Consider the following 12218-nt stretch of genomic DNA (forward strand, 5'->3'; position numbering starts at 1 on the left):
GCGTCCGCGGGCAGGCGATGCGCCCGCCCGGGCGCATCGCCACGCGTGATCATTCAGCGGCCACGAGGACAGGGGAGGCCTGAAGGCCGGCGAGCCGCTTGTTCTGCGCCGCGCAGAGCCGGTCCATCTTGCGCAGGTCCGCCTCGGTCAGGTTCAGCGCCGCCTCGGCCCAGATGTCGACCACGTCGATCAGCTCCGCCAGCGTCACCGGGTTGACGCGCCGGCGCGCGCGATAGACCGCCTGGTGGGCGTTCTGCTTGCGGTTGTGGCGAGCGATGTAATCCACCACGGCCTGCTGGCCCTGGCCATCCTCCGCCAGCACGTCGACCACGCCCATCTCGTGCAGTTCCTCGGCCGTGTGGATGCGGCCGGAGAGGATGAGCGCCTCCGCCTTGGCGCGGTCCATGCGCCGCGACAGGAAGCTGTAGGCGCCCATGCCGGGGAACATGTTGAACAGGATTTCCGGCAGGCCCATCTTGGCGCTGCGCTCGGCGACGATGAGGTCGAAGGACAGCGCGTGCTCGAAGCCCCCGCCCAGCGCATCACCCTGCACCAGCGCCATGGTCACGACCGGCGAATCGAAGGCGACCGCGTTGCGGTGGATCGCTTCCACGGCGACATGGCCATAATGGCGCATGGCGTCGAGGTCACCGCCGCGGATGCGCTGCGCGAAATGCCCGAGATCGCCGCCCAGATTGTAGATGCCCGGCACGGCCGAGGCCATGACGAACCAGGAGAAGGGCGCGGCGGCCGCGCTGGGCAGGGCGGCGAAGGTGTCCCGGATCGAGAACTGCATCCGGCTAATGTCGCTCATCAGCTCATGCGTGTAGGACGGCTTGCCCACCGGATCCATGAAGCACCAGCAGGTCGAATTGAGCGTGTCGACATCGATGCGCAGATTGTCATAGGCGACATCGGCGATCGTCTTTGCCGCCTGGGTCTGCAGGAGGCTGGCGGCGTCGGCGGTCAGCTTGGTGCGGACGGCGGCTTCATTGTTGATACGGACCATGGTCATCGTGTTTCTCCAGTCAGGGGGTGGGGCTGTCTTGAAGGCCTGCTGCGCGGCCTATGCTGCGCGGGCAGTTCCCAGCACATTAAGCTCAGAACGCAAGGCACGAGCTAAAAAGGTAACGGCGTCAGTGATGCAAAAGGCTGCGACAAAGGTGTAATTGCGCGGCCGAAAGTATGACGGCGCAATGCCGGGCCTCATCGCGGCCGATGCGGCCTGATATGCAATGGCGATGCCGGCAAACGGTATTTCGGTGAGTTAAAAAAGCTTGTTTGCCGTTCCCGGGGATAGAACGGCAAGGGCAATCCGCTCCGCCGCCGGCTTTCGGCACTGCTGACGGTGCGTTTGGCTCGATGCGAGGGCGCTGACAGGCGTCCGCGGCAGATTCGCCGACGAACAAAAATTCGTGACCATGCGTCACAAGCGACGCTGCCCAGGCATTCGGCAGCCCGGGAACCGTACGCGCGACATGCGGGGCACGATATGGGTACAGTCGCGCTGACGTCCACGTCGCGGCGAATGGGCTGAAACTACAAGCAAAACGCCGATGAATTGAAAATTTATTAGGTGGCTATTTTTTAGGACCCACGACTTTCGTTCCGCTGTGCGGGCGCCCTCGGCGCGCGGTTCGGGTCTCTGGCCATCATCGGTGCGTTGGGGAGGGGGCGCGAATTCGGCGCGAGCATTTCGTGCCGGGCAAGTCCCCAACGCAGATCTTACGCGTTTTAAACGTCCCTCGGTTTGTAGATGCTTATTTTATAATAAGTTCGCCGAACGCCGCTTCGATGGAGTGGTGGGGGGCCTGTGTTTTGACGCACCGTCTCCATTGACGCAGGCCGTGATGGCACGGGATTATGTGGATGATCTTCGCTTGACGGTTCTGCAAGCGGTGGGCCACGGCGCATCGGAGTGAGCCGCGGCGGCGCGGTTCGGGATCGGTGTGGCGACCGCCTCGCCTTGTCCCGACTGGCACGGCAGGTCGGTGAGCGTACGGCGCGGCGGCGGTGCCGCTCCTGCGCGGCGAGTGCTGCCTGGACGACGTGCCACACGCTAATGCAGAGAGCCAACGTCACGGGCGCGCTTCGTCGATGACGGCGCGATGAACGGTGTCGTTGGCCTGCTGGCGGCTCTGTGGACACGAGGTTAAGCCAAGTCAGCTCGCTCCTCGAACTCGACGGGGCTGAGATGGCCCAATGTCGAGTGCTTGCGCCGGCGATTGTAGAAGCGCTCGACGTAGTCGAGCACGTCCGCCCTCGCGTCCTCTCTCGTTCGGTAGGCCTTGCGGGCTGTCCGCTCGGTTTTCAGCGACGAGAAGAAGCTCTTCATGGCCGCATTGTCCCAGATGTTGCCGGCCGGCTCTTGGAACAGGTGATGCCGTGGTCGGCCATCCGGCGCTGGATCGGCTCGCTGGCATATTGGCTGCCCTGGCCGGAATGGTGCATCAGGCTATCCGGCTTGCCGCGTCGCCAGATCGCCATGAGAAGAGCATCGGTGACGAGCTGGGCCTCTCTGCCTTCATCGCCCAGCCGACGACACGGCGGGAGAACAGGTCGACGACGGCGGCCACGTCGAGCCAGCCCTCCGTGGTCCAGATATAGGTGAAGTCCGCCACCCATTTCTGGTTCGGAGCCGAGGCCTCGAAGGCGCGGTCGAGCAGATGGTCCGACGCGGCGGCCCGCACGCCGACATCCTTCGGCAGCCCACGACGGCGCGGCCGGGCGCGCAACCCATCCTCCCGCATGAACCGTTGGACCCGATGCAGCCGGCAGGAGAGCCCTTCCGCCAGTACATCGTGCCAGATGCGTCGTGCGCCATAGGTCCGATCGCTGCTCTTGAAGCTGCCGTTGATCGTCGTCGCGAGCCCGTCATCGTGCCGGCTATGCGCGCTGGGACTGCGATTGAGCCAGGCATGAAAGCCCGACCGCGAGACATCCAGAGCGTTGCATAGCCATGCCACCGGCCAGATATTCGGGTGCTTCGCGATGAAGGCGAACCTCATGTCGCTTCCCTCGCGAAGAAGGCCTCGGTGGGTTCAACCGGTCAGGGCAACGGCTCCGTTGAGGGTATCAGCTGGGGTCCTGTAGCCAAGCGTCTTTCGGGGCCGAGTGTTCAGGCTGAGAGCAACATCATCCAGGTGGTCCTGGGTCAGGCTTGACAGGTCCATGCCGCGCGGGGAGTACTGGCGCAGGAGGCCGTTGGTGTTCTCGTTGCTGCCCCGTTGCCAAGGACTTTGCGGATCGCAGGAGTGGACTGCGACATCCGTCGCCAGGGTGAACCTGCGGTGATAGGCCCGCTCGGTTCCACGGTCCCAGGTCAGGGAGGCCATCAGGCCCTCTGACAGCCGGCGGACTCGACGCACGAGGGCATCGACGACGCTTTCGCTGTCCTTGCCGGCGACACGCACGAGCATGACGAACCGGGACCGGCGCTCGACGAGCGTGGCGATGTGGCTGTTGCGGGCGCCGCTCAGAAGATCGCCCTCCCAGTGGCCGGGCACGGCGCGATCCTCGATCTCGGCCGGGCGCTCCCGCATCGAGACGGCGCCGATGATCTGGCCCCGCGTCTGGCCAGCGGCGGTGGCCATCTTGCCGCGTCGCATGACGCGGCGGCTGCGCAGACGTGCCAGCAGTTCCTTCTTCAGCACGCCGCGGGCCTGGACGAAGAGGCTTCGATAGATGGTCTCGTGAGACAGCTGCATCTCCCTCCTGCCGGGATGAGTAGCCTTCAGCCAGCCAGACTCCGGCTGCTGCGCCGGTTCTCGAGCCTGTCGGCCACCAGAGCACAAAGCTCGGGATCGCTCGCCAGCCGGCAGGGTTTGGGCCGCAAAGCCTGCATCGAGGCCTGCTCCTCGGCCAGTGAGGGCCGATACCGGCGCGCACCAGCGGCCATAGCGCTCTCGCCGGTCGCCCCAATGGGCACCGGAGCGCAGAATTCACAGACAACCGTTCACAAACACGCGGTTATCGGAGCCTGTCCGGCCCGGATCTGTGGCCTTGCCTCACAACCGCGGCGCAATTTTCGTCCGTTGGGCGTCGCTCAACTCGTATCGCTTCGCGGCCATCACAGGGCCCGTGCTCCCAAAATACGGGACCCTATGAATCAGCATGCTCCACACGGGCGAATCCCGAATGTCGATCGCCCCGAGGCTAGCTGTCGAGGATCGCGGTCAAGGATGTAGGCTCGATGCGGTAATCCGAGAATTTGCGGTAGGACGGATCATATCTCGTGCACTCGCCCTCCAGTATTTGTACATCCAGACCAATTTCCTCCAATATATGAGTCAGAGTGGGAAGATTTTCCAAGAACGGATGATTCATAATCAAGAGTTTGGTTCCTGGTCGAGCGTGCACAGCCATCAGCAAGGCTGAACCATCGGGGCCCACGATATAGTCAGCGATGCGAATGAGTGAAAGCTGCCGCTCGAAGCTGTGCTCTTCAGGATAGACGATCTCGAACCCCCGCGATTTGCAGATATCCGTAATTTCCTCGTGGTTGATCAGTCGTCTGTGCAGCGAGGGTTTTCGGGCGAGATACAAGCGAGATCCGCCGAAAGGTATAGTTGGAAGAGTTCCAGCGATATCGCGAAACAGGTCGGCGACGAAATCCGCTGGCGGGGAGATATGGTTGAGGCCAATGGGTGTACCCGGCTTCGGCAGTATAGGGACGAAACCCAACGTGCTGACGACCCACAATTTATGGACCCTGACCGACGAAAAGCCGGCAACTTCGATAATCGGATGACGCCCCTGGGTATAGGATGCCATCGCTTCACGCTGCTGCGGCGGAAGATCTGCATCGATTAGAATGGGTATGCCGTCTGGCGCTCCAATTTTCTTAAAAATAAGATATTTGGGAATATATTCAGAGATCCAGTGCCCGAAGGCAAATGAAGTGCATCCGAGCAAGCTTATTGCTTCACTTATCTCTGGAGCGTCGTCGCCTGCCCCGACTACCACAGCCTCGTCATCAGTGTGGGCGAATATAATGGGGTCAAATCTGAAATCGACGGGCCAGTCCTTAAGTTCGTCGTCAAAATAATCAACGACTACCGAATTGCCGATCCGGATCATGCCTGACCGGCCCGTCACAAGCGCATCAGACAGGGTCGCACAAAAAATTTGCCGCTGCGGAACCCGAACGTCCGGCTGCCGGCCCACTCCCCAGACCAAGGGCATGCGGACAGTATGAGAACCGCGCGGCCAAACCTGCTGAAAGAATGTCTCCGACGCACTTGCTTGCTCATAAAGGGAGCGAAGCGCCATGGTTCGTCCGAGGTTTGGTTGCCCCAGAAGGGCCTCGCCAAACCGGTCGGCGACCCCCAGGGCTGCGTCTTTTTCCAGATACTCAAGCTTGATATTAAAAAAGCCACCGGCTGCTGCCGGAGCATAAGGGTAAATATTAGATGTTGCTATCCGTTCTCGAATTTCTGTCGATTTTGAATCAATCATCAGTGCCTCGAAAATCATAAATTTTTCGATATTTTATACAAAACTCATCTAGTCCAAAAACTCATGATCAATTGTTTGCTGCCGGGTGTCGTTCGCAGGATATTTATAATACCTTGTTAGTGCTTCAGGTATAAAAAGAAGTTTAGGCCGAAAATACATGATGCGCCTTATGAAATTCCAGTCGCCCGGTTCATCCAGTCTATAGGCGTATACGTTTGCGGGCAGTTTCGAAAAGAAGCGATGATAGAAAATCATACCCAGGCCGACTTGCCCGAGTTCGAGTTTTCCGTTGCCCCATTCCAACCAGGAGGTGTCCATCTGCTGATACCAGAACTTGTGCCAGACAAAATCCGCCTCATTCTGCTGAGCTGCCGCCAGAACGATCTCGATACGACGCTGATCGAATGTATCGTCTTCGTCGAGGTGGGTCACAAATTGCCCCTTCACTCGCGAGCGCCCCAGATTGCCGGCGTGGCTACCGGCGACGAGCCAGCGCTCCTTGCCTGGCGGGGGGTAAGGCATTCGACGGTCGAGGTTATAGAACTCGATCCGGGGATCCCCCACTTTCGCGAGCCGCTCGGCGGTATCATCGGTGCAATGGTCGCCTGAGACGATAATCTGAAGGTTGCGATAGCTCTGTTCGCGCAAGGATGTGATGCAGCGATCAATCAGAAGGCTCGAGCGATTATAAGTGGTTACGCAGACTGAGACGAGCGGCTCGGGGTCGGTAAAAGCCCTCCGATACTCCTCGGTTCGCCTCGCCTGATGGAACTCGTCGCGAAGCGACGCTAGGCCTTCCAGTTCCGCCAGCGCATAGTCCACGCGTCGGGCCTCTCGCTGAAGCGCAACGCGTAACTCATAGATCTCGGTATGAAGCGCTGCAACACGCTCAGATGTTGCGTACTGTGCTTCAATACGGCGTACCATCGCGTCAAGATGCGATAACTGGTCCGCTAAATAAGCAGTGCGATCAGGCTCTTCGCCCTCCTGACCTGCCAGGCGATCTCGATTTTCCGAATTTTCGGAATTATTGTCAGGATCGATGTCTATACTCACTGGCATTGCTCACTTAGTTTTACTTGCGAGTCCTGCTCGCGCTCTCCTTGGCACTGGGACCATACAGAAGCCGGTGACCCGCGTCGAGCAATCAGGAAATTCGTCCAACAGCGGACCTCGGTACGCGCCCAGGTGCGCGGCGCCGATTGGCTCAGATTTGCTCCTCCCGGCCGCCCACGCTGCCGGGAGGAGGACTGTGATCTGCGCCGATAGATCGTGCCAGCCTCGCCGAGGAAGACGCCTCCGATCAAACTCGCCCCTCGCCATTGGGTCGAACCTTGGCAGGATCGATGCTGGGCGAGAGGTGATCTACCTCGACCGGACTACGATCTGGCGTCAAGTTCTCCCCTTGAATGGTGGCGGGTCGCTGCCCGCAAAGCGTCCAGGAAACCCGCCTTGGCACTTTGCTCCGAGAAGCGCTCACGCACCACTTTGAGGCCGTTGTCGGACAGTCGCCGCAACAGATCATCGTCGTTGAACAACTGCAGGACATGATCCGCCAGCTGTGACGTCGTCGTGCCGATCATGGCTTCGGCGCCGTGCAGAAGTTCGATCCCTTCATTGCCGACCGGCGTCGTAACGACGGGAACCCCCGCCTCGAGGCTGGCAACCACCTTGCCCTTTACGCCTGCGCCGTACCGCAGTGGGCTCAGCGACAGCCGTGCTCGCGCATAGTAAAAACTAATATCCGGAACATGCCCGGGCACTTCCACAAGGGGGCCTGCCAGCTGCATCACTTCTGGCGGAGGATTGCTGCCAACGATCATGACCTTGGCGTCAGGGATCTGCTGCCACACCAGCGGCATTATCTCCCCGACCAGCCAAAGCGCAGCGTCGACATTGGGGGCGTGACTGAACCCACCGACGAACAGGATGCCGCGCCGGCTGCCCAAATCGGCCACTGAAGCTTTCGTATCCTGTTTATAGAAATAGGGCTGAAGGACCTTGACGACGGCATGAGGTACGAGTTTCGCGATGACATCCGCTTCGGCCAGGCTCGGCGTTGTCACGCAGTCCACCTGCTGGAACAGGCGTATCTCGGTCTCGCGGAGCGACTCGGCCATCTCCAGCGCCTCCGGATGGCGGAAAAGCTCATAGCGTCGCATCTCCCGCAGGAAATGCAGGTCATGCGTGTAATACACAATAGGTGCCCGACTTAGCCGCCGGATCGGCTCGATGTATTTGGGGGCGACATTCGGACGAGCAACCCAAACCCAATCCAGCCATAGTCCTGCCTGTTCGAGCCATCCTTCGAAGTCGGGGAGATCGTAGAGCACCTCCACGCCCAGCTGTTGCAGATGTCCGACATAGGGCTCAATCGCGACTCGCACGTCCGGTATGAATATGACCTTGAAGCCTTCGTTGAGCAGAAGGTTTATGTATTGGAAGGTCGTCAGTGCTCCCGCATGCTTATCGTATTGGGGAACAAAATCGTCGATTATAAGTATCGTTCCAGACCGGGGCTGACGCTCTCTCGCTCGAAAGATGCTCCTTTGATCCACGGCGTGCAGTGCCAGGCGCTCGGACCAGCGGGCACAAAACTTCTCGTGATTTATCACCGACTGGCGGTTGCGGACTTCCGGCCCATAGGACTCGCTGCCGAGGTGATAGAGCGCGCTCGCCGGTTGATAGACAATCTTGTAGCCATGGTCCGCAAAGACAAAGGCAAGATCAAATTCTTCGTAGAAGGCTGGTGCAAAATCATCGCGAAGCGGTCCCAGTTCGTCAAACAGATCCTTGCGAACCAAGAAGCAGGCGCCGGTCACGACATCGACTTCACGGACATAGTTGTATTTGGCGTCGAACGGATCGTCGCCTCGGCCGTAAGGATAACCCCAGCCGTTCTGAAATATGACCCCGCCGGCTTCCTGGATCGTCCCATCGGCATTGAGAAGCTTGGCCCCAACCATGCCGACTTTCTCGTCGCGACGCGCAACGTCGACCAAATTGTTCAGCCAGCCTTCCCGAACCAGCGTATCGTTGTTCAGGAAAACGATATACTTTCCTCTGGCATGCTTGGCTGCCGAATTGCAGTTCCGAATGAAGCCGAGATTCTCGGGCTGGCTAAGCACGGTTATCCCCTGTGCCTCCGCGAGATGCGGATCTGTGGGGTCGGTTGGGCAGTCGTCTGCGACGATGATCTCATAACTGACAATATTGATAGTATCCTGCATTATCGAGTGCAGGCAACGCAACGTATCAACGTGATGTTTATAGACAGGAATGATGATCGTTACTTCGGGGTCGAGGCATTTCTCGAATTGCAAGGCATGAGGCAGGAGAGGTGGCGTTGACGCCGCCCACGGCGTGGCGGGCCGGCCATCCAGGTAGCCAAAGCGAAGGTAATGTTCGTGTGGGTCAAGGTCGCTCGCCGCGGCATCTTCATAGGCGCGCCTATACCAATGCGGATCGAAGCCTTCCGCGAGGTATGCCCTGCGCCCGGCCACGGCCAAATCCGGGGCGTCGTGGGGCGCCTCTTCCCTGTCTGGCGGACGGGTAACTCGCCCCTCTTTGGCTCCGTACTCCAAATAGTGAACCAGCGGATTGATGCCTGAGGCCCTCACATCCGGATATTGGTCCAAATAATATTGTGTTTTAAAGTTCGGATGGGGGTCTCTGCCCTCCTTCGCACCCCAGCGGAGGTAATGAAGCAGGGGGGGCACGTTGGATGCACGGACGTCGGGATATTGATCGAGGTACCATGCCACATCGAAGAGCGAGGGCGGCTCAAGCAGTCGGGACGCAAGCGCCTTGGAGTCTCGCCTGGCTGCGGGCATGCGTGCGCTGGCAGCAATTCCGGACTTGAGACGGCCTAGTATCACCTGAAGCCAGTTGCGACGCCTCGTTTCTGCCGCTAAAGGGCGAATTTCGGCTATCAGCGTCAGGAGGTCGAGCACCCGCATCTTATCTACACGAGCCTGCTCATTGAGCTCCTCGTGCAACCCTCTTACCTGCGTCTTGAGTTCGTCGTTCAGCTCCCGTGCCTGCTTCCAAAGGGAGCCACGAGCGTGGTCCGCTGCCTTTTGGAGGTATTGGATTTCGGCCTTGTTGCGCTCAATCTCCCTCTCGAGGCGTTCTATCCCATCGCTCTGGATCGCGTCATTCACCGAACGATAATCGATGTAAACACTGTGCCCCCTTGGCTCAATAGGAGCGTTGGACGCCACCGCAATCAGATAAGGTGCTCGCGATAATCCTTGTGACGCTTCCAGGTAATCCATATTTCGGCGCTCGAAAGTCAGTGCGCCGGAGGTGTCTCCATCGACAGCAAAAATTGCCGATCCAATCATCGGCCGTTGCTGAAGAAATTGATGACAGGAAAAGCGACTGGCTATCAGTTTGGTAAATTCATCCTTGGTAAGTTCGTTTACATGGTGCGGATTGACCCACGCTCCCGCGGAGTAGACATCGCGATCGGGAGAGCTGACGATAAAGATACCGTCCGCACTCAATATTCTCTGGACTTCCGAGATAAATATCTCATGTTCGAGCAGATGCTCGATGGTCTCGAACGAGACGACGACGTCGACCTCGCCGTCACCAATCGGCAGCGCGCGCGCATCCCCCAACGCGAACCTTAGATTAGGGCGGACAAAGGATCTGCTAGCATGCAGCACGGCGTCGGGAGAAATTTCGATGCCGACGACGCTTTCTGCAACCTGTGCGAGAAGTGCGCTGCCGTATCCTTCTCCAGAAGCGACATCCACTACTTTTTTACCGCGACAATACTCCCGCGCCAAGCAATATCGGTGTACATGTTCGAACTCGATCTGTCCCGAGGTAGCAGAAGTCATCCGCTCGCCGGTAAAATCAAGTGGCACATCACTCTGCTCGTACCGAAAAATCTCTCCCACGCGCCAAGCCCCCCCCGACTTAAGCTAACCACTATCTAAGCTGAGCCGCATCGCAAAAAATATCGACACGGCCGCAGCCGGTAAGCCCTTCCACCCTCACTAGCTCAGGCCATTTCCGAGCGCAACACACGGCCCCGCGCGCGGAGATAGCTAGCGGCCCTTGGCGGGCTGTCGCAGGGCCCGTACGCCTGTTATCAGCCTCGTTCTTGACGGCTATTGCCTGATCGCTTCTGCGTCGCCAATTCCTTTGAGGCCGTGTCCGCGTGCTAGTTCAGGCGTCACGCAGCTCCCTGCCTACGGGCCTACGGGTCACGCGAGGCGGCACATTCGCGAGTTCGCGGCGGTCTGCATGTCTCGGTGCGTGTACCGCCGGTTCGGGCCGTGCCACCGGTTTGCGCTTCGCGGCTCATCTCCGGGATGTCCGCCGGTAAGCGTGAGCACGATTGGACGGCCCCCGGTATCCACCGGATTCCGATATCCATCCGTGGGGTGACAGTCGTTTTGAGCCGCCGTGCATCTTTCCAGGCACACTCGGCTTGCCTTTTGTGCCGCCTGTCGACCCGCTGGCGATGCCATCCCGTTCCGCGCGTGGGTCCGATCGGGAGCGGCGAAGAACTCGGCCGCTTTTGTGGGGGCGGGGGGGCTCATCCGTCGCGCGCTGTGGTTCCCGCCTCAGCCGGCGGATCGGGGGGGGGCGGTCGCCGTCGCGGGCCGCAGCCTCGGGGATGTTTTAAAGCGCGGGGCTACCGTTCGCCGCGAGAGCTGATCGCGCCGTTGAGGCTGGCAGGAAATTCTCGGCATTTAGGAGGAAACAACGGGGGCTTGACAACTCTGCTGTGCCCGTAAAACGTGTCTGCCTTGGATCTTTCTAGCCCCGAGAGAAGAGGGCGGGCCTTTTCGGATGCTTTAGGTGTCGCGCGTGTCGTGATGTCATGTTTGGATCGTTGTACTCATGCAGTAGTTAGTTGATGACCAAAATCGCAATTATGCAGCCCTATTTTCTCCCCTACGCGGGTTATTTTCGGCTATTGAACGGCGTTGATTGCTTCGTGGTGTTGGATACCGTTCAGTACTCAAATAGGGGCTGGATCAACCGAAATCAATTGATCTCCGTTGACGGTGCTGTGCGTTGGATAAACGCTCCTTTCTCTCAGCCGTCCCGCGGTACGCCTATCAGCGAAGTGCAGCTGTTGCCGGACGCCGAAGTTGTGATGCAGGAGCGCATGCGGCGTTTTTCCGCCTGCACCCATCCAACACCCGAACTGCATTCCCTTGTCGAAGCGATGGCTTTGCCTCAGCTGTCGGCTGTCGATTATCTTGTCGGATTGCTCGATATTTCCGCAAAAATCCTGAAGTTGAATACGCCAGTTATTCGGGCGTCGTCGTTGGATATCGACCCGACGCTTAGGGCGAGTCAGAGGATTCTAGGTATTTGTAAGCATCTGAATGCAGAAATCTATATAAATGCTCCGGGAGGAGCTGAGCTCTACGATTGGGAGGAGTTCTCCCGGCACGGAATTGACCTTCGAATTCTGCCTGCCTATGCGGGTTCGAATCTGAGTGTTCTTCAGTGCATTTATGACATTGGTGGCGCGCGAACGCGTGCCGAAATCGATTGCAATATGGGTGCGTAGGCGATAGCGACATGTCACTCGACCCCTTGCGGAGGAGGGGGAGGGGGGGGGGGCTAGTGGTGTTTTTTGTAGCGCGGCGCACGTTTTGTTTCCCAAGGATGCTCATTGTATCTTTGGGAGTGGGGCGGACCGGCAAACTGTGAGTTTTTGGGCGGCCTATGTCATCGACCGTAACTGTGATGCCAACCGTGAGGCGAAGATTGTCGTCCCTTCGATA

At 59.1% G+C, this 12218-nt stretch carries 6 protein-coding genes and 1 pseudogene; 1 reads left to right on the forward strand and 6 read right to left on the reverse strand.

Translation table 11 applies throughout. The annotated features are described in order from the left end of the window. Nucleotides 1-49 precede the first annotated feature (49 nt). From FHS55_RS11230 to FHS55_RS11255, 6 genes and pseudogenes are all read right to left on the reverse strand, one after another. Nucleotides 50-1015 carry a crotonase/enoyl-CoA hydratase family protein gene (locus tag FHS55_RS11230; RefSeq protein WP_183189858.1) on the reverse strand — a complete coding sequence of 322 codons (966 nt, stop codon included), beginning with the start codon at nt 1013-1015 and terminating at the stop codon, nt 50-52. 1137 nt (nt 1016-2152) lie between these two features. Next, a pseudogene (locus tag FHS55_RS11235) lies at nt 2153-3035 on the reverse strand (IS3 family transposase); the annotation flags it as partial. A gap of 6 nt (nt 3036-3041) precedes the next feature. Then, nucleotides 3042-3707: an IS30 family transposase gene (locus FHS55_RS11240; RefSeq protein ID WP_183189859.1), complete on the reverse strand. Its 666-nt coding sequence runs from the start codon at nt 3705-3707 to the stop codon at nt 3042-3044. 448 nt (nt 3708-4155) lie between these two features. Next, a complete protein-coding gene (locus FHS55_RS11245) occupies nt 4156-5475 on the reverse strand; it encodes a glycosyltransferase family 61 protein (RefSeq protein ID WP_183189860.1) in 1320 nt (439 codons plus the stop codon). Nucleotides 5476-5505: 30 nt separating this feature from the next. Further along, entirely contained in the window at nt 5506-6513 is a 1008-nt protein-coding gene (locus FHS55_RS11250) for a glycosyltransferase (protein ID WP_183189861.1), read from the reverse strand. A gap of 323 nt (nt 6514-6836) precedes the next feature. Then, nucleotides 6837-10367 (reverse strand): glycosyltransferase, encoded by a 3531-nt coding sequence (locus FHS55_RS11255; protein ID WP_183189862.1) that lies wholly within the window; start codon nt 10365-10367, stop codon nt 6837-6839. A gap of 968 nt (nt 10368-11335) precedes the next feature. Here FHS55_RS11255 and FHS55_RS11260 point away from each other — a divergent pair. After that, on the forward strand, nt 11336-12001 hold the full coding sequence (locus tag FHS55_RS11260) for a WbqC family protein (protein WP_183189863.1): 666 nt from the start codon (nt 11336-11338) through the stop codon (nt 11999-12001). The last annotated feature ends 217 nt before the right edge of the window (nt 12002-12218 follow it).

Origin of the sequence: Ancylobacter tetraedralis (assembly GCF_014195655.1) — a bacterium.
Taxonomy (GTDB): Bacteria; Pseudomonadota; Alphaproteobacteria; order Rhizobiales; family Xanthobacteraceae; genus Ancylobacter; species Ancylobacter tetraedralis.

What these genes read in the sequence shown, in the direction of transcription:
- FHS55_RS11260 (WP_183189863.1), top strand. Translation starts at nt 11,336, where the DNA reads ATGACCAAAATCGCAATTATGCAGCCCTATTTTCTCCCCTACGCGGGT.
- FHS55_RS11230 (WP_183189858.1), bottom strand. Translation starts at nt 1,015, where the DNA reads ATGACCATGGTCCGTATCAACAATGAAGCCGCCGTCCGCACCAAGCTG.
- FHS55_RS11245 (WP_183189860.1), bottom strand. Translation starts at nt 5,475, where the DNA reads ATGATTTTCGAGGCACTGATGATTGATTCAAAATCGACAGAAATTCGA.
- FHS55_RS11240 (WP_183189859.1), bottom strand. Translation starts at nt 3,707, where the DNA reads ATGCAGCTGTCTCACGAGACCATCTATCGAAGCCTCTTCGTCCAGGCC.